This is a genomic window from Streptomyces sp. NBC_01233, assembly GCF_035989305.1.
Classification (GTDB): domain Bacteria; phylum Actinomycetota; class Actinomycetes; order Streptomycetales; family Streptomycetaceae; genus Streptomyces.
The window spans coordinates 9183842-9203860 of record NZ_CP108514.1; the positions used below are offsets into that span (position 1 = coordinate 9183842).

Sequence of the window (20019 nt, forward strand, 5' to 3'; positions counted from 1 at the left end):
GGGCCGGGCCCGGTGCCGGTGCCCGGGTCGCTCACGGGGCGACCTCGTCCCCCTCCCTGGCCGCCTCCGGGACCGTCGGGAGGTCCTGCCCGGCGCGGAGCGGGCCCGTCAGCAGGAGCAGCGCGCACAGCGCGTTGCCGCCGTAGAGGAGCCCCATCGGCACCTGGCCGCCGGGGCCGGGGCCGGGCCCGGTGCCGGTGCCCGGGTCGCTCACGGGGCGACCTCGTCCCCCTCCCTGGCCGGCTCCGGGACCGTCGGGAGGTCCTGCCCGGCGCGGAGCGGGCCCGTCAGCAGGAGCAGCGCGCACAGCGCGTTGCCGCCGTAGAGGAGCCACAGGGCGTCGCGTTCGCCGAGGAGGGTGCCGAGGGCGCCGCCGAGGAGGCTGCCGACGGGGATCGTCCCGTACATCACGAAGCGGATGGTGGAGCCGACCCGGCCCAGCATGTCCGGCGGGCAGTACGCCTGCCGGAAGCTCACGATAATGACGTTTCCGGCGACCACCCCGGTCATCAGGCAGAACTCCCCGACCAGGAAGGCCAGCAGCCCCACCCCGTCCGTGGTGAGCGGGATCAGCAGCCCGAACGGGCCCCCGCAGAAGGCGCACAGCATAACCGCCCGGGCCGTCCCGAACCGGCGGGCCAGGCGCGGCGAGACCACCGCGCCCAGGACCCCGCCCAGCCCGGCCAGCGCGATCAGGACACCGATCAGCGCGCCCGGCGCGCCCACCGTCCGGCTCAGGAACAGGATCGACAGGGACTGCGCTCCGGCCAGGAACAGGTTCATCGCGGCGTCGCACAGCAGGATCGTCCGCAGGAACGGGTCCCGGGCGAGGAAGGCCACGCCCGCGCGGATCTCCTCGACCAACGACCTCTCCGCGGCGGCCCGCTTCTCACCGCCCGGCGGGCCCTCCGGGGTCCGGATCCGCAGCAGCAGCGCCGCCGAGACCAGGAAGCTCAGTCCGTCGGCGAGGAAGCCGGCCGCCGCGCTCCCGGCCTGGGCCAGCGCCCCGCCCGCCCCCGGTGCGACGACCTCCGCGACCGATTCGCTGGTCTGGAGCCGGGCGTTGCCGTCGGCGAGCTCCTCGTGCGGCAGCAGGGTCGGCAGGTACGCGCTGTAGGCGGCCCGGAAGAACACGTCGGCGGTGCCCGCCAGGACGGCCACCAGCATCAGTTGAGCGGTCGTCAGGACCCCCAGCCAGACCGTCGCGGTCAGCGACAGCATCAGCAGCGCCGACACCGCGTTGCACACGATCATCACCGGCCGGCGGCGCATCCGGTCGGTCCACGCCCCCACGGGCAGCCCGAACAGCAGCCACGGCACCCAGGCCGCGGCGCCCAGCACCCCCATGGTGAAGGGCCCCGCGTCCAGTGTGTCCACCGCGATCAGCGGCAGCAGCACCCGGGTGGCCGCGCTCCCGAACTGGCTCACGGACTCGCCCGCCCACAGCAGCCGGAAGTCCCGGCGGCGCAGCGCGCCGCGACCGGCGCTCACCGGCCCACCGTGCCCTCGCCCAGCAGCGCGGCGATCTCGGCGGCGGGCTTGGGTGCCATCATCTCGCCGTGCGCGCAGGGCACTTCGTGGTGGGCGACCGGGCCGGTGACGTACGGCTCCCACACCCGCGGCCCGGGCGCGTCCGGCTCGTGGGCGGCCACGGCCAGCGTCACCCCGCCCCGGAACACCCCCGGACGGTGGGCGGCGGCCAGCCGGTCGTGGTGGACGTAGGCCTCGCCCAGGGCGGCGACGGTCTCCCCGTCGAAGACCGACAGCGGGCCCTCCTCGGCGGCCGCCGCCACCAGCTCGGCGAGGGTCAGCGGACCCCCTCCGGCCGCGCCGCACTCCTCCCGCGGCGGATAGCCGAGCGATTCCAGCAGGTCCCGCAGCGGGTCCGCGGCCGGGGCCGCCGTCTCGCCGGGAGCCGCCGGATACCCGTCCAGCAGGGTGAGCCCGGCCACCTCCTCGCCGTCCTGCTGGAGCGTCACGGCCACCTCGTGCGCGACCACCGCCCCGAAGGACCAGCCCAGCAGGTGGTACGGGCCGTGCGGCTGCACCGCGCGGATCCGCGCCGCGTACTCCGCGGCCATCTCCGCGACGCTGCCGGGCCGTGCCCCCGGCTCGCTCAGCGCCCGCGACTGCAGGGCGTGCACGGACCGCTGCGGGTCCAGGCGCTCCAGCAGCCCCCGGTACACCCAGCCGGTGCCCGCGCCCGGGTGCACGCAGAACAGGGCGGGCGCGCCGGGCGCCCCCGTGCGCAGCGTGACCAGCGGCGCCAGCGGGTCCGCGTCCCCGCGGGGGACCGCGCCGCCGGAGCGGGCGGCGAGCCCGGCGACCGTGGGCGCGGCGAACAGGTCCTGGACCCCGAGCTCCTCGCCCAGCGCCTCGCGCACCCGGGCCATCAGCCGGGCCGCCAGCAGGGAGTGGCCGCCCAGGTCGAAGAAGCCGTCGTCGGCGCCGACGGCGTCCGCGGGCAGCCCCAGCACCTCGGCGAACAGGCCCGCCAGGACCTCCTCCCGCCGGCTGTGCGGCGCCCGGCGCACCCGGCCGTCCCCGGCCGCGCCGGGCTCCGGCGCGGGCAGCGCGGCCCGGTCGAGCTTGTCGTTCGGGGTCCGCGGGAAGGCGTCGAGCACGACGAACGCCGACGGCACCATGTGCGCCGGGAGCGTCCCCGCCAGATGGGCGCGCAAGTCCGCCGCGTCCACCGCGGAGCCCGTACCGCCGTCGCCGCCGGGGGCCGGGACCACGTACCCGACCAGCCGCTTCGCACCGCCGGGGCCGTCCTCCCGTACGGTCACCGCGGCCCGGTCCACCCCGGGCGCCGCCGCGAGCGCGGCCTCGATCTCGCCGGGTTCGACGCGGAAGCCGCGGATCTTGACCTGGTCGTCGGCGCGGCCGAGGTAGTCGATGCGGCCCTCGCGGTCCCGGCGGACGAGGTCGCCCGTGCGGTACATGCGGGCGCCGTCCTCGAACGGGCAGGCCACGAACCGCTCCGCCGTCGTCCCCGGGCGCCGCAGGTAGCCCCGCGCCAGCCCGGCACCCGCCAGGTACAGCTCGCCGGGCACCCCCGGCACCACCGGGCTCAGCGCCGCGTCGAGCACATAGGCGCGGGTGTTGGCGACGGGACCGCCGATGAGCGGGCGCTCGCTGCGCGCGGTGTCCCACCACAGGGCGTCGACCGTGCACTCGGTGGGTCCGTACAGGTTGTAGGCGAGCATCCCCTCCGTGGCGCGCAGCCGGCTCCACAGCCCCTCGCCCGCGGCCTCCCCGCCGATCAGCAGCAGCCGCGGCGGGGCGTCGAGCAGGCCCTCCTCGATCAGGTGCTCGGCGTGCGTCGGGGTGGTGTCGACGACGTCGAGGGCGGCGTCGGCGACGTGCCGGGCGAAGGCGGCGGGGTCGCGGCGCATGGCGTCGCCGATCAGGTGGAGTTCGTGCCCGGCCACCATCCACATCAGGGCGTCCCAGGAGGCGTCGAAGGACAGCGAGGCCACCAGCGCCACCCGCAACTGCCGTCCGGCAGCGGTCCGTTCCGCCTCGGCCATGGTGTGGGCGCGGTGGAAGGCGTACAGGTTGCGCAGCGCCGCGTGGTCGACGACGACGCCCTTGGGCCGGCCCGTGGACCCCGAGGTGTACACGACGTACGCGGCGTCGCCCGGCCGGGGCCGCCGCAGCGGCCCGGCACCGGTCGCGGAGGCGGCGGCTGTGTCCTCGTCGGCCGCCTCGTCGGTGAGGACGAGCGGGACCCGCGCCGGCTCCGCGAGCGGCAGCCGCGGGGCGGTCGCGGAGTCCGTGACCAGCAGCGCCGGGGCGGAGTCGGCCAGCATGTGCGCGATGCGTTCGGCCGGGTATCCGGTGTCCACCAGGACGAACGCCGCACCGGCCTTGAGGACGGCCAGGATCGCGGCGACCGCCGCCGGGGAGCGCGGCAGGGCGATGGCCACCACCCGCTCCGGACCCGCCCCGTCCCGGACGAGACGCCGGGCGAGCCGGTCGGACCAGGCGTCGAGGGCGGCGAAGCCGATCCGCTCGGCGCCGTGCACCAGCGCGGTCGCGTCCGGGGTGCGGGCGGCACGCGCCGCGAACAGCTCGGGCACGGTGGCGTCCGGCACCGGCAGCGCGGTGTCGTTCCACTCCGTCAGCACCCGCCGGCGGGCCGCGGGGGTCAGCGGGTCGGCGGCCCCGACCGGCAGCTCCGGCGCCGCCGCGAGCAGCCGGACCATCCGTACCAGGGCCGCGGCGAGGTCCTCGGCGGTGGCGTGGTCGAACAGCTCGGCCGCGTACTCCAGGAAGCCCGAGATCCCGGCGGGGCGGCCCTCGGCGTCCCGGCGCTCCTGGACGTCCAGCGTCAGGTCGAACTGGGCGACGTCGAAGCGGAACGGCTCGGGGCGGACGTCGAGGCCGGGCAGCGCGAGCGTCCCGTCCTCGCCGTCCTGCACTTGGAGCAGCACCTGGAAGAGGGGGTGGCGGGCGAGGGACCGCTCGGGGTTGACCGCCTCCACGACCCGCTCGAAGGGCACGTCCTGGTGTTCGTACGCCGCGAGGTCGGTCTCCCGGACCCGGCCCAGGAGTTCGGCGAAGGTCGGATCGCCGGAGACGTCGGTGCGCAGGACGAGGGTGTTGACGAAGAAGCCGACGAGGTCGTCCAGGGCCTCGTCCGTACGGCCCGCGACGGGCGTCCCGATCGGTACGTCGGTCCCCGCGCCGAGCCGGGACAGGGTCACGGCAAGCGCCGCCTGCACCACCATGAAGAGGGTGCAGCCGTGCTCGCGGGCCAGTTCCAGCAGCCGGCCGTGCAGCTCGGCGTCCAGGCCGACGGGGACGGAGCCGCCCGCGAAGCCCGCCACCGCCGGGCGCGGCCGGTCGTAGGGCAGGGCCGGCTCGGCGGGCGCACCGGCCAGTGCGTCGGTCCAGAAGGCGAGTTGGCGGGAGACCGGGCTCGCGGGGTCGTCCTCCGCGCCGAGCAGCTCCCGCTGCCACAGTGTGTAGTCGGCGTACTGCACCGGCAGCGGTTCGAAACCGGGCGCGGCGCCCGCGCACCGGGAGGCGTACGCCTCGGACAGGTCCCGGAACAGCGGCCCCCAGGACCACCCGTCGAGCGCGATGTGGTGCACCACCAGGGCCAGCACCCACTCCTGCGGCCCGGCCGCGAGCAGCGCCGCCCGTACGGGGGGCCGCGCGGCCAGGTCGAACGGGCGGGCCAGCAGCGCGTCGAGGGCCCCGGCGGTTCCCTCCGGACCGCACTCCACCAGGTCCAGGGGCACGCCGCCCCCGGCGGGCAGCACCCGCTGGTACGGCTCGCCCGCCGCCTCTGGGAACACCGTGCGCAGGGCCTCGTGCCGGTCGGTGACGTCCCCCAGGGCCGCGGCCAGCGCCGACGTGTCCAGCGGGCCGCGCAGCCGCAGCGCGAACGGGCAGTGGTAGCCCGCGGACTGGCCCGCCCGGCTCAGGAACCACAGCCGGCGCTGGGCGCCCGACAGCGGCGGGGCCTCGGGCCGCTCCGCCGCCGCGGTCAGGGCCGGACGGGGGGCCGCCCCGGCTGCGGAGCCCTGCGCCAGGCAGGCGGCCAGCCCGGCCACCGTCGGGTGCTGGAACAGCTGGCGGATGCCCAGGTCGCCGCCCAGGACGGCCCGGATCCGCGAGAGCAGCCGGGTCGCGAGCAGCGAATGGCCGCCCAGCTCGAAGAAGCCGTCCTCGGCGCCCACCGACGGCAGCCCCAGCACCTGCGCGAACAGCTCCGCCAGCAGCTCCTCGCGGGGCCCGCGCGGGGCGCGGGAGGAGAGCAGCGCGCCGAAGTCCGGCGCGGGCAGCGCCGCCCGGTCCAGCTTGCCGTTCCGGTTCATCGGGAAGGCCTCCAGGACCACGAAGGCCGAGGGCACCATGTGGTCCGGCAGCTGTGCGGCGAGCCGCCCGCGCAGCGCGCCCGGCTCGGCGCTGCGGCCCGCGGCCGCCACCACGTACGCCACGAGGCGCTTCCCGGCGGGCCCGCCGTCCCGGGCGAGCACCGCGGCCTGCGCCACTTCCGGGCAGGCCCGCAGGCAGGCCTCGATCTCGCCGGGTTCGATGCGGAAGCCGCGGATCTTGACCTGGTCGTCGGCGCGGCCGAGGTACTCGATGCGGCCCTCGCGGTCCCAGCGGACGAGATCGCCCGTGCGGTACATGCGGGCCCCGTCCTCGAACGGGCAGGCCACGAAGCGGCCCGCGGTGAGCGAGGGCCGGTTCAGGTAGCCGCGGGCCAGGCTCGGTCCGGCCAGGTACAGCTCGCCCGGGATGCCCGGGGCGACGGGCCGCAGCCCGGCGTCCAGGACGTACGCCCGGGTGTTGGCGAGCGGGCGGCCCACGAGCGGCTCCTCGCTGAGGGCGGCGTCCCACCACAGGGTGTCGACGCTGCACTCGGTGGGCCCGTACAGGTTGTGGCAGAGCATCCCGTCGGCGGCCCGGACTCGCGTCCACAGGGCCGCGCCCGCCGCCTCGCCGCCGAGCAGCAGCACCTTGGGCCGGTGCGCGGGATCGTCCAGCAGGCCCTCCTCGACGAGCTGTTCGGCGTAGGTCGGGGTGACGTCCAGGGCGTCGATGCCGGCGCGGGCGATGTGCCGGACCAGCGCGGCCGCGTCGCGGCGGGTGTCGTCGTCGATGAGGTGGAGCTCGTGGCCGGCCACCATCCACAGCAGCCCCTCCCACGACGTGTCGAAGGACAGCGCGGCCGTCAGCGCCATGCGCATCCGGCGCCCGCCGTGCAGCTCCTCCGCGCGGGCGATGGCCCCGGCCCGGTGGAAGGCGTACAGGTTGCGCAGCCCCGCGTGGTCGATGACGACGCCCTTGGGCTCGCCGGTCGACCCCGAGGTGTGGATCACGTACGCGGCGCTGCCGGGCAGGATCCGGCGGCCCGGGACGGGACCGGCGGCACCCGCCGGGACCGGGCCCGGCGCGTCGACGAGGACGCGGACGGCGCCGGTGTCCGGGAGCCCCGGGGCGGTCGCGGCGTCGGTGACGACGGTGGTCGTGGTGCCCAGCAGCCGGGCGATCCGCTCGGCCGGGTAGTCCGTGTCGACGGGGACGAAGGCGGCGCCCGCCTTGAGCACCGCGAGCAGCGCCACGACGGAGTCGGCGGACCGGGGCAGGGCCAGGGACACCAGGTGCTCCGGGCCGACCCCGTGCCCGGCGAGCCGGTGCGCCAGCGCGTCGGCGCGGGCGTCGAGTTCGGCGAAGGTCAGCGCGGTGTCCCGGAAGACCAGGGCGGTCGCGCCGGGGGTGCGGGCGGCCCGCTCCTCGAACAGCTCGGGCAGGGTCCCCGCGGGCACCGGCGCGGCCGTGTCGTTCCAGCCGGACAGGACCAGCGCGCGCTGCTCGGCGGAGAGCGGGTCGGCCTGCCCGACCGAGGCGGCGGGGTCGGCGGCGAGGCGCTCCAGCACCCGGGCGAGGGCGGCCGCGAGGTCCTCGGCGGTGGCCCGGTCGAACAGGTCCGTCGCGTACTCCAGGGCTCCGCCGATCCCGGCCGGGGCGCCGCCCGAGTCCCACCGCTCCTGGAAGTCGACGGTGAGGTCGAACTTGGCGACGTCCCAGGCGGCGGACTGCTCCGCGCACTCCAGGCCGGGCAGGGCGAAGGCGGGGCCCTCGCCGCTGTCCAGGGTCATCATCACCTGGAAGAGGGGGTGGCGGGCGAGGGACCGCTCGGGGTTGACCGCCTCGACGACCTGCTCGAAGGGCACGTCCTGGTGCTCGAAGGCGGCGAGGTCGCTCTCCCGCACCCGCTCCAGGAGCTCGGTGAAGGCCGGGTCGCCGGAGACGTCGGTGCGCAGGACCAGGGTGTTGACGAAGAAGCCGACGAGGTCGTCCAGCGCCTCGTCCGTGCGGCCCGCGACGACGGTCCCGATCGGGATGTCCGTGCCGGCGCCGAGGCGGGACAGGAGCACCGACAGGCCGGCCTGGAGGACCATGAAGAGGGTGCAGCCGTGCTGCCGGGCCAGTTCCAGCAGCCGTCCGTGCAGCTCCGCGTCCAGCTCGACGGGGACGGAGCCGCCCGCGAAGCTCGCCACCGCGGGGCGCGGCCGGTCGGCGGGCAGGGCCAGTTCGGCCGGGGATCCGGCCAGTTCCCGCGTCCAGAAGGCCAGTTGCTCGGCGAGCAGGCTCTCCGGGTCGTCCTCCGCGCCCAGCAGCTCGCGCTGCCACAGCGTGTAGTCCCGGTACTGCACCGGCAGCGGCTCGAAGGCGGGCGCCCCGCCCGCGCACCGGGCGGCGTAGGCGGTGGCCAGGTCGGTCAGGAGCGGCCCCCAGGACCAGCCGTCGGTGGCGATGTGGTGGATCACCAGCGCCAGCACCCACTCCTCGTCGCCCAGGGCGAAGAGGCGGGCCCGCAGCGGGAGTTCGGCGGTGAGGTCGAAGACGTGCCCGGCCTCGGCGGCCAGCGCCTCGGTGAGCTCCGCCTCGCCGAGGCGGACGACGGGCAGCTCCGGCGCCCAGTCGGTGATCTGTTGCACGGGCTCGCCGTCCACCTCGGGGAAGACCGTCCGCAGGACCTCGTGCCGCCCCGTCAGATCGCCGAGGGCCGCGGCCAGCGCCTGCGGGTCCAGCGGACCGCGCAGCCGGGTGGTGAGCGGGCAGTTGTACGCGGCGCCGGTCTCGCCGAGCTGGTTGAGGAACCACAGCCGCCGCTGGGCGAACGAAACGGGAAACACAGGACCTCCAGGGGCGTGCGGGGTGGTGCGGGGGCGGGGGGATGGCTCAGGCACCGGCGGCGCGGCGGAGCGTGGGACGGGCCTTCGGCGCGTCGGTGAGCAGGGCGGCGGTGCGGGCCGGGGTCGGGTGCTGGAAGAGCTGGCGGATCTTCAGCTCCCGGCCGAGTTCGGCCCGGATCCGGCTGATCAGCCGGGTGACAAGCAGGGAGTGGCCGCCCAGGGCGAAGAAGTTGTCGTCCGGGCCGACCTCGTCCCGGTCGAGGACCTCGGCGTACAGGGCGCGGACGCGGTCCTCGGTGCTGCCGCCCGGGTCCGCGGCCGGTTCCGGCGCGGCGGGGGCGGCCGCGGCCGTGCGCGGGGCCGGGCCGTCGACCGAGCCGACCGCCCGCTCCGGGGCGGCCGCGAGACCGCGCAGCACCAGGGCCAGGTCCGCCGCCAGCCGCTCGGCGCTCGTATGGTCGAACAGCTCGGTGGCGTAGGTGAGTTCCCCGGTGAGGCCCAGAGGGGTGCCGTCGGGGGCGCGCTGCTCCCCGAGGTCCACGCCGAGGTCGAACTTGGACACCGCCCACTCGACGGGGTGCGGCTCCGCCGTGAGGCCCGTCAGGCGGGGCAGGGCGGGCGGCTCGTTCTGGACCTGGAGCAGCACCTGGAAGAGCGGGTGCCGGGCGAGGGACCGCTCCGGGTTCACCCCCAGCACGACCCGCTCGAAGGGCACGTCCTGGTGGGCGTAGGCGGCGAGGTCGGTCTCCCGGACCCGGGCGAGGAGGTCCGTGAAGGCCGGGTCGCCGGAGACGTCGGTGCGCAGGACCAGGGTGTTGACGAAGAAGCCGACGAGGTCGTCCAGCGCCTCGTCCGTGCGGCCCGCGACGACGGTCCCGATCGGGATGTCCGTGCCGGCGCCGAGGCGGGACAGGAGCACCGACAGGCCGGCCTGGAGGACCATGAAGAGGGTGCAGCCGTGCTGCCGGGCCAGTTCCAGCAGCCGTCCGTGCAGCTCCGCGTCCAGCTCCAGGGGGACGGAGCCGCCCGCGAAGCTCGCCACCTCCGGGCGGGGCCGGTCGTAGGGCAGGGCCAGCTCGGCCGGGGCGCCGGCCAGCTCCTTGGCCCAGAAGTCGAGCTGACGGGTGATCAGCGCGTCCGGGTCGCCCTCCGCGCCGAGCACGGACCGCTGCCAGACGGTGTGGTCCCGGTACTGCACGGGCAGCGGCTCGAAGGCGGGCTCTGCGCCCGCCAGGCGGGCGGCGTAGGCGGTGGCCAGGTCGGCCAGGAGCGGCCCCCACGACCAGCCGTCGGTGGCGATGTGGTGCACCACCAGCACTAGCACCCACTCTTCCCGCTCCAGCTCCAGCAGCCGGGCCCGCAGCGGCAGTTCGGCCGAGATGCCGAAGCAGTGGCCCGTCACCTCCCGAACCGCGTCCGCGACGGCACCGGCCTCCGCGACGGCGAGGACCTCCAGCGGCACGTCGGCCGCCGCACCCTCCAGCAGCCGGACCACCGGCTCGCCCCCGCACTCGTCGAAGACGGTCCGCAGCACCTCGTGCCGGGCCACCACGTCGCCGAGCGCCGTACGCAGCGCCGGCGCGTCCAGCGGACCCCTCAGCCGGTAGGCGAAGGGCACGTTGTGGTGGCCGGACGGGCCCTCCGCCTGGTGCGCGAACCACAGCCGGTGCTGCGCCGAGGACAGCGGCGCGCCCTGCCCGGGCTCCGCCCGGCGCAGCGGCGGCCGCGCCCGGTCGGCGCTCCCGGCCAGCTCCGCGAGGGCGGCCACGGTCTGCGCGCGGAAGACGTCGCGCAGCGGCAGCTCGACCCCGAGGGCCGTACGGATCCGGCTGACCAGCCGGGTCGCCAGCAGCGAGTGGCCGCCCAGGTCGAAGAAGCCCGCGTCGGCGGCGACCGCGTCGAGGCCGAGCACCTCGGCGAAGAGCCCCGCCAGGATCTCCTCCCGGGGGGTACGGGGGGCACGTCCGCCGGAAGCGGGCAGCGCGGGCTCGGGCAGGGCCCGGTAGTCCACCTTGCCGTTGGGGGTCAGCGGCAGCGCGTCCAGGACCAGGACGTACGAGGGCAGCATGTAATCCGGCAGCAGCCGCTCCAGCCGACGCCGCACCGAGGGCCCGGAGACCTCCCCGACCACGTACCCGGCCAGCCGCTTCTCGCCGTCCGCGGCGGCCCGTACGGCGACCACGGCCTGGCGGACGCCCGGGCAGGCGGCCAGCGCGGCCTCGACCTCGCCGGGCTCCACGCGGAAGCCGCGGACCTTCACCTGTTCGTCGGCCCGGCCGAGGAACTCCAGCAGCCCGTCGGCCCGCCACCGGGCGAGGTCGCCGGTGCGGTACATGCGCGTCCCGGGCGCGCCGAACGGGTCGGCGACGAACCGCTCCGCGGTGGCCGCGGGCCGTCGGTGGTAGCCGCGCGCCACTCCGGCACCGGCGAGGTACAGCTCGCCCGGGGTGCCCGGCGGCACCAGCCGCATCCGCTCGTCCAGCACGTACGCACGGGTGCCGTCCAGGGGGCGGCCGATCGGTATCGGGCCGTCGGCGTCCGCGGCGCCGGTGATCAGGTGGGCGGTCGCGCACAGGGTCGCCTCGGTGGGCCCGTACAGGTGGCGGACCACGGTGTCCGGGCAGGCGGCCAGCACGGCGCGGACCGCGGCGGGGCTGACGACGTCGCCGCCGGTCAGCACCTCGCGGACGCCGGCCAGCAGGCCGGGGTCCTCCTCGGCGACCACGCGGAACAGACCGGCCGTCAGGTGCACGGCGGTGATGCCCGCCCCGCGGATCAGGGCGCCCAGCCCGGCGACCGTCGGCTCGCCCTCGGGGGCGACGACGACCTGCCAGCCCGACAGCAGCGCCACCCACAGCTCGTAGTCGGCGATGTCGAAGGCGTGCGGCGCGTGGAACAGGACGCGCTCGGCGCCCCGGGTGTGCCAGCCCCGGTCGGCCACGAGGTCCAGGACGTCCCGGTGGGTGACGGCGACGCCCTTGGGCTCGCCGGTCGAGCCCGAGGTGTGCATCAGGTAGGCGAGCTGCCCGGGCGGGCACGGCGCGGCCGCGAACTCCCCTTCCCGCGCGTCCGCTGCGGCGGTGTCCGCCGCGGTGACCAGGACCGTACGGGCGCACTCCAGGCCGAGCGGGGCGAAGGCCTCGTCGACCAGCAGGACGGGGCAGCCCGCGTCGGCCAGGATCTTCTGCATGCGCGCGGCCGGGTGCCCGGTGTGCAGCGGCACGTACGCCCCGCCCGCCTTCAGGACGGCCAGCATCGCCACGACGACCTCGGGGGAGCGGGCCATCAGCACGCCGACCGGGGTCTCGGCGCCGACCCCGTACCCGGCCAGGCGCCGGGCCAGCCGGTCCGCGCGCCGGTCCAGCTCCCCGTACGTCATCTCGTCAGGGCCCGCGACGAGGGCCACGGCGTCCGGGTGCAGGGCGGCCCGGCGGGCGAACTCCTGGTGCACGGTGCCCGCCGCGGTCTGCCGGGGTCCCTGCGGCAGCCAGGCGCCGAGCAGCTGCTCGCGCTCCTGCTCCAGCAGGACCTCCAGCGCCGAGACCCGGCCGCGCGGCGCGCGCACCGAGGCCCGCAGGACTCCCCGCAGCCGCTCCACGAGGGCGCGCACGGTGGCCTCGTCGAACAGGCCCGTCCGGTACTTGGCGACCGCACGCAGTCCCTCGCCCGCGGAGTCCGCCTCGGTGAACTGCAGCGCCAGCTCGAACTCGGCCTGCGCTACGTCGACCTCCTCGGTCACCGCGGTCAGCCCGGGCAGTTCGAGTGCGGCCGTGGCGGTCGCCCGGCGCATCGTCAGCGCCACCTGGAACAGCGGGTGGTGGGAGAGGGAGCGGCGCGGGTTGACCGCCTCGACGACCTGCTCGAAGGGGACGTCCTGATGGGCGAAGGCGGCCAGGTCGGTGTCCCGGACCCGCTCCAGGAGTTCGGCGAAGGTCGGATCGCCGGAGACGTCGGTGCGCAGGACCAGGGTGTTGACGAAGAAGCCGACCAGCTCGTCCAGGGCTTCGTCGGTACGGCCCGCGACGACCGTCCCGATCGGCACGTCGGTGCCCGCGCCGAGCCGGGACAGCACCACCGCCAGAGCCGCCTGGAGCACCATGAAGACGGTGCACCCGTGCGCCCGGGCCAGCGCCTCCAGCTCCGCGGTCAGCGCCGCGTCCAGGCCGAACCCGAAAGCGGCGCCCGCCGGGTCGGCCACGGCGGGCCGGGGCCGGTCGGTGGGCAGCGCGGGCTCCTCGGTCAGCCCCGCCAGCGCGGTGCGCCAGTGGGCCAGCTGTTCCTCGGCGACGTCGGCCAGCAGGGCGCGCTGCCAGAGGGTGTAGTCCGCGTACTGCACGGCGAGCGGGGCGCGCGGGCCCGGGCGGTCGCCCGTACGGGCCGCGTAGGCGTGCGCCAGGTCGTCCAGCAGCGGCCCCCAGGACTCGCCGTCGGTGGCGATGTGGTGCAGGGCCAGCACCAGCGTGTGCTCCTGCGGCCCGGAGGCCAGCAGCGCGGCCCGCAGCGGCACCTGCGCCGCCAGGTCGAAGGGGCGGCCCGCGACCTCGGTGACGAGCCCGGCCGTCCCGGCGGCGCCGGCCGCGTCGAGGAGCTCCAGGGCCGGCGGGGCCGGGGGCAGGACGACCTGACGGGGCTCGCCGTCGGCCTCCGGGTGGACGGTGCGCAGGATCTCGTGCCGCTCGGCCAGGTCGGCCAGCGCCCCGCGCAGCGCCTCCACGTCGAGCGGACCGCCGAGCCGGAGCGCGACCGCGCTGTGGTAGGCCGGGTTCGGCCCGTCGAGCCGGTCCAGGAACCACAGCCGGCGCTGCGCCGGGGAGAGCGGCAGCTGCGCCGGGCGCGCCTGCGGCCGCAGCGCGGGACGGGCCCGGTCCGCGCCGTCGATCAGCGCGGCGAGCGCGGCCGGAGTGCGGGCGGTGAACACCTCACGGATGCCCAGCTCCGCGCCGAACGCCCCGCGCACCTGCGCCACCAGCCGCATCGCCAGCAGGGAATGGCCGCCCAGCTCGAAGAAGTCGTCGTCGGCGCCCACCTCGGGCAGGCCCAGCACCGACGCGAACAGGCCCGTCAGGATCCGCTCCCGCTCGGTGCGGCCGCCGCGGCCGCCGGTGCGCAGGGCGGGGGCGGGCAGGGCCCGCCGGTCGAGCTTGCCGTTCGGCGTCACCGGCAGCTCGTCCAGCACGACCACGGCCGGGACCATGTGCTCGGGCAGCGCGGCGGCCAGCTCGCCGCGCACCCCGGCGGGGGTCGGCGCGGCGCCCGGGCGGGGCACCACGTACGCCACGAGCCGGGGATCGCCCGGGCGGTCCTCGCGGACGACGACCGCCGCGTGGGAGACGCCCGCGCAGCCCGCGGCGGCGCTTTGGACCTCGCCCGGCTCGATGCGGAAGCCGCGGATCTTGACCTGGTCGTCGGTGCGGCCCAGGTACTCCAGGACGCCGTCGGCCCGCCAGCGCACCAGGTCGCCCGTGCGGTACATGCGGGCCCCCGGCTCGAAGGGGCAGGCCACGAACCGGTCGGCGGTCAGCCCGGGCCGGCCGAGATAGCCGCGGGCCAGCTGCACGCCGGCCAGGTACAGCTCGCCCGCGGTACCGGGCGCCACCGGGGCGAGCCGGCCGTCCAGGACGTACGTACGGGTGTTGGCGGCGGGCCGGCCGATCGGGACGGTGGCGTCCCCGGCCCGGCAGGGCCAGAGCGTGACGTCGACCGCGGCCTCGGTCGGGCCGTACAGGTTGTGCAGCTCCGCGCCGGGCAGGACCCGGAAGAAGGCGTCCTGGGTGTGCGGGGGCAGCGCTTCGCCACTGGCGATCACCCGGCGCAGTGAGCGGGCGTCCGCCGCGGCGGGCTCGCGCAGGAACACGTCGAGCATGGACGGCACGAAGTGCGCGGTGGTGACGGACTCCCGGGCGATCAGGTCGGCCAGGTAGGCGGGGTCCTGGTGGCCGCCGGGCTTCGCGACCACGAGGGTCGCCCCGGTCAGCAGCGGCCAGAAGAACTCCCACACCGAGACGTCGAAACCGCTCGGCGTCTTCTGCAGCACCCGGTCCCCGGCCCCCAGGCTGTACTCCCGCTGCATCCACTCCAGCCGGTTGACGATGGCCCGGTGCGGGACCAGCGCGCCCTTGGGGCGGCCGGTGGAACCGGAGGTGAAGATCGCGTACGCCGGGTGGTCGGGAAGGACCACCGGCCGCGGTGCGGGATCCGCCGCGGGGAGCGGGGCGTCCAGCCGCAGCGTCGGCGTCCCCGGCGCCTCCCAGCCGGTGCTCAGCACCAGCGCCGGGGCGGCGTCGGCCATGATCCCGAGGTTGCGCTCCTCGGGCTGGCCGGGGTCGACGGGCAGGTAGGCGGCCCCCGCCTTCAGCACCCCGCACAGGGCGACCATCAGGTCGAGGGAGCGCGGTACGGCGACCGCGACCAGGCTCTCCGGTCCGATGCCGCGGGCCGCGAGCACGTCCGCGAGGCGGCCCGCCCGCTCGTCCAGCGCCCGGTAGGTCAGGGACTCCCCCTCGAAGACGACGGCGGTGGCGTCCGGGGTCCGGGCCGCCTGCTCCGCGAGCAGCGCGGTCAGCGTCGACTCCGGGAGGGCGGCGGCGGTGTCGTTCCACTCGGCCAGGACCCGGTGGCGCTCGGCCGCGGTCAGCGCGTCCAGGACCTCCACCGGCGCGTCCGGGTCGGCCGTCCATCGCTCCAGCAGCCGCACCAGCCGCTCGCCCAGCTCCCGCACCCGCTCGGCGGCGATGAGCCCGGGGTGGTGGCTCAGCCGCAGCCCGAGCGCCGCGCCCGGCTCGACCACCAGGGTCAGCGGGAAGTGCGTGGTGTCCCGGAACCGGATCCGCGCCTCCAGGTCGAAGCCGGGCAGGTCGAGCGCGTAGTCGCTCATCGGGAAGTTCTCGAAGACCAGGTTCGTGTCGAAGAGGGCGGACGGGGAACCGGCCAGCTTCTGGATCTCCGTCAGCCCCAGGTGATCGTGGTCCACCAGCTCTGCCCGCTCGCGCTGGAGTTCCGCGCAGACCCGGCGCAGCGGGGCGGCCGCGTCGATCCGGGCCCGCACGGGCACGGTGTTGATCAGCATGCCGATCATCCGCTCCGAACCCGGCAGTTCGGCGGGGCGGCCGCTGACCGTGAGACCGAAGACCACGTCGTCCTGCCCGGTGGCGCGGGCCATGAGCACCGCCCAGGCGCCCTGGACCACGCTGGTCAGCAGCAGCCCGCACTCCCGGGCCCGCGCGGTCAGCGCCGCCGTCCGCTCCTCGTCCAGCCGCACCACCACGTCCTCGGGGGTGGCGCCGGGGGAGACCCGGCCGGCGCCGTCCGCGATCCGGCCGGGCGCACCGAGACCGGCCAGGGCGGTGCGCCAGGCCTCCTCGGCGGCGGGCCGGTCGCAGCGCGCGAGGTGCGCCAGGTACTCCCGGTAGGGCCGCACCGGCTCCGGCTCGCCACCCGAGTACAGGGTGAACAGCTCGCGGAAGAGCAGTCCGAACGACCAGCCGTCCAGCAGGATGTGATGGGCCGTCACCAGCAGTCGGTGCCGGTCGTCCGCCAGCCGGAGCAGCGTGAACCGCAGCAGCGGCGGGCGGCGGCTGTCGACGCCCTGTGCCCAGTCCTCCTCCGTCAGCTCCGCGGTCCGTTCCGCGGCCGCCCCGGCGGGCAGAGCGCCGAGGTCGTGCTCCTGCCAGGCCGGCTCCATGTCCCGGCGGACCACCTGGACGGGATCGCCGTTCTTGCGGTGGGTGAGGACCACCCGCAGGTTGGCGTGGCGGCGCAGCAGCTCCCCGGCGGCCCGGCGCAGCCGTCCCGCGTCGAGCGTCCCGTCCAGGCCGACGGTGAACTGGGCGATGTAGAGGTGCTTGGAGTCCTCGTCGTACCCGGAGTGGAAGAGCATGCCCTCCTGCAACGGGGAGAGGGGCAGGACGTCCTCGATGGCCGGCCGGCTGGTGTTCATGTGATGCTCGCTTTCTGGGAGACCGTCGGAGAGCGGCGGCGGGGCGGGGGTGCGGTCCGGTCGGGGTCAGAGGAGGCCGAGGGAGGCCGCGAGGTCGTCCAGTTCGTCCTGGCCGATCGCGTCGAGCGTCAGGCCGGAGGCGGGCGGGACGGTGGACGGGACCGCGGGGCCGGTGCGGTCGGCGTGGACGACGAGGGCGCCGAGCATCCGGAACCAGCCCTCGGCCAGCGCCCGGACCTCCGCCTCGTCGTGGACGCCGTCGGCCCAGGCCCAGTCGGCGTGCAGGACGGGTCCGTCCGCCGACTCCAGGACGAAGGCGTTCACCTCGACGGCGTGTGCCATCGGCATGCCCGGGCCGGGGGCGTCGAGCCGGGCCCCGTGGGCGGGCAGCAGCTGCCAGTCGCCGCCGCCCGGACCGCCCAGCCGGCCCAGGTAGTTGAAACCGAGGCCCGCGGGCTCCGCCGCGGCGAGCTCCTTGCCGACGACCGGGTCGAGGTGGCGCAGCAGGCCGTACCCGAGGCCCTTGCGCGGGATCGCCCGCAGCTGCTCCCGGACCCGCCGCAGTGCCTCACCGGCGGTGGGGCCGCCGTCCTCGGCGTCCGCCGCGTCCAGGCCGTCCAGGGCGAAGCGGGTGGGGAAGAGGGTGGTGAACCAGCCGACGGTACGGGAGAGGTCGGCCTCGGCGCCGATGTCCTCCCGGCCGTGGCCCTCCAGCTCCACCAGGACCTCCGGGCCGCAGGGCCGCCACCGGGCCAGGGCCAGGGAGAGCCCGGTCAGCAGCACCTCGTTGGCGTCGGCGCCCAGCCGGTCGGCCACCGACGTCAGCAGCGGCCCGGCCGTCGCCGCGGGCAGGCTCAGGGCGAGGTGCCCGGCGCGGTCCTCGTGGTCGCGGGCCGGGTCCAGCGGGCGGCGGCCCGCGATGCCCGCACCCGGCCGCACCACACCGCTCCAGTACGGGGCTTCGGCCGCGGTCCGCTCCCCGGCCGCCTCCGCGGTGAGCAGCTCGGACCAGCGGCGGAACGAGGTGGCCACCGGGTCGAGGGCGCCGGCGGGGGCCCGTCCGGCGGCGACCGCCTCCCAGGCCCGGGTGAGGTCGCCGGTCAGCACCCGCCAGGAGATCCCGTCCACGACCACGTGGTTGACCACCAGGGCCAGCGCCCCGGGCAGCCCGGCCCCGGCGTCGAACCAGACGGCCTGCACGATCACCCCGCCGCCCACCGAGAGCCGGTCGCGGGCCGCGTGCACCTCCCGCCCGACCTCCTCGGCGGTGGCCTCGCGGCCCTCCGTCGCCACCCGGCGCAGGCACTCCGCGGCGCGCACCGGACCGGCCGGGCGGGTCCGCCAGCCGGAGCCGTCCCGGACCACGCGCAGCATGTCGTGCCGGTCCAGGACCGCCTGGAGCACCTCGGCCGCGCTCTGCCCGGTCAGCCCGGCCGGGGTCCGCACCACCAGGTACTGGTAGTAGCGGTCGGCGGGCCCGCCGCGCTCGTCGAGCCAGTGCATCACCGGCGTCGGCCGGACCGGCCCGACCCCGTCGTCAGCACCCGACCGGGCGGACCGGGCCAGCGGCCGGGCGGCGGCGGCCAGGGCCGCCATGTCCGGCAGGGCCAGCACGTCCCGGACGGTGATGCGCAGCCCGGCGCGGCGGGCCGCGCCGACCACCTGCACGGCGATGATGCTGTCACCGCCGAGCCGGACGAAGCCGTCCTGCGGGCCGACCTCCGGGATTCCGAACAGGTCCGCCAGGACACCGCACAGGATCCGCTCCGCCTCGGTCACGTCGATTCCCCTCATAGTCTTCCTCGTTCTCGTTCTCGTTCGCCGCGGGCCTCCACGGGCCTGCGCGTGCTGGTCAGACGGCGGTGCGGGCCGGGGCGAACAGCGCCCGCAGGGCGGCCCGGTCGACCTTTCCGTTGGCGGTCACCGGCAGGTCCTCCACGGGCCGGAAGTGCCGGGGCACCATGTACGCGGGCAGGTGCGCTGCGCACGCCGCGGCCAGCTCCACGGGCCCGGGGCCGTCCGCCCCCGTCCGGGTCCACACGGCTGCGAGCCGGCGCGAGCCCGCGACCTCCACCGTCACCACCACGGCCCGGCGGACCCCCGGGACCGCGCCCAGGACCGCCTCGACCTCGCCGGGCTCGACCCGGTACCCGCTCACCTTGAGCTGGTCGTCGGCCCGGGCCACGAAGTGGAAGTCCGCCCCGTCGAACCGGACGACGTCCCCCGTGGCGTACGTACGGCGCGGGGTCCCGTCGCGGTGGGGCAGGGTCCGGAAGCGGGCCGCGGTCAGCTCCGGGTCGCCCAGATAGCCGAGGCCGACACTGCCCCCGCCGACGACCAGCTCCGCCTCCTCGCCCGCTGAGAACGGCCGCAGCACGCCGTCCGCCTCGCGCAGCAGCTCCGCCCCGGCGACGGCACCGCCGATCGGCGGGTGCTCGGGCCAGGACGCGGCCTCCCGCGGGTCCAGCCGGTACTGCGTGACCACGTGGGTCTCGCTGGGCCCGTACTCGTTGACCAGGGCGACCCCGGCGGCCGCGCAGAACTCCCGCACCTCGGAGTTGACGACGAGGCGCTCGCCCGCGACCGCGATCTCCCGCAGGTCGGGCATCGCGTCCGGTTCGAACACGGCGGCCGTGGCCAGCGCGTGCAGCCCCACCACCGGCAGGAACAGCCGGGCGACGCGCTGTTCGCGGATCAGGTCCATCAGCGCGAACGGGTCCTGGCGTTCCTCGTCGGAGACCACGACCAGCGCGGCCCCGGCCAGCCAGGTGGTGACGATCTCCTCGTAGCCCACGTCGAAGCCGATCGAGGCCGCCTGGAGGGTGTGCGGCGGGCGGTCGTGGGCCCAGTGCCGCACGTGCCAGTCGCCGAGCGCGGCCAGCACCGACGGGGGAACGGCCACCGACTTGGGCTCACCGGTCGATCCGGAAGTGGGGATGACGTACCCGACGGTCCCCTCGCGCAGCTCCTCCAGCGGGGCGCCGCGCAGCTCGCCGAAGGCGACCTCGGCGGGGCCGAGCCCGGTCGGCGCGGTGTGGCCGGGACGGACCAGCAGGGCGCAGAGCCGGGCGATCCGCGCGGCCCGCGGCGCGGGCATGCCCGGGTCGACGCAGACCACGCCCAGGCCGGCCCGCCAGGCGCCGAGCACCGCGGCGCAGCGCTCCCAGGACCGTTCGCCGTGGACGGCGACCACGTCGTCCGGTCCCAGGCCGCGGGCGGCGAGCCCGCCCGCGATCTCGGCGGACAGCCGGTCGAGTTCGCCGTACGTGCGGGCGACGCCGCCGTCGACGACGGCCACCGCCGCGGGGTCGCGCCGGACGGCACGGATCAGGGGCCGGACGAGCGAATGCCGCGGTCCGCGCGCGTCGTCGGTGTGCATGGACGTCCTTTCTGGGGGTGGTGCGAGGAGAGGGGGGAGGG

General features: G+C 76.7%; 6 protein-coding genes. All 6 read right to left on the minus strand.

Annotation, left to right across the window (positions count from 1 at the left end; all coding sequences use genetic code 11):
* Positions 1–31: 31 nt before the first annotated feature.
* On the minus strand, positions 32–214 hold the full coding sequence (locus OG332_RS42600; RefSeq protein ID WP_327418463.1) for a hypothetical protein: 183 nt from the start codon (positions 212–214) through the stop codon (positions 32–34).
* The gene (locus tag OG332_RS42605; protein WP_327418464.1) at positions 211–1491 is read right to left on the minus strand and encodes an MFS transporter; all 1281 of its coding nucleotides are present in this window, start codon (positions 1489–1491) and stop codon (positions 211–213) included. The genes OG332_RS42600 and OG332_RS42605 overlap by 4 nt, the downstream gene beginning before the upstream one ends.
* Entirely contained in the window at positions 1488–8663 is a 7176-nt protein-coding gene (locus tag OG332_RS42610) for a non-ribosomal peptide synthetase (protein ID WP_327418465.1), read from the minus strand. The genes OG332_RS42605 and OG332_RS42610 overlap by 4 nt, the downstream gene beginning before the upstream one ends.
* Positions 8664–8709: 46 nt before the next feature.
* Entirely contained in the window at positions 8710–16599 is a 7890-nt protein-coding gene (locus OG332_RS42615) for a non-ribosomal peptide synthetase (protein ID WP_327418466.1), read from the minus strand.
* A gap of 66 nt (positions 16600–16665) precedes the next feature.
* Positions 16666–18393, minus strand: a complete 1728-nt coding sequence (locus tag OG332_RS42620; RefSeq protein WP_327418467.1) for a condensation domain-containing protein — start codon at positions 18391–18393, stop codon at positions 16666–16668.
* Between the two features lie 58 nt (positions 18394–18451).
* Positions 18452–19978 carry an AMP-binding protein gene (locus tag OG332_RS42625; protein WP_327418468.1) on the minus strand — a complete coding sequence of 509 codons (1527 nt, stop codon included), beginning with the start codon at positions 19976–19978 and terminating at the stop codon, positions 18452–18454.
* Between the last annotated feature and the right edge of the window lie 41 nt (positions 19979–20019).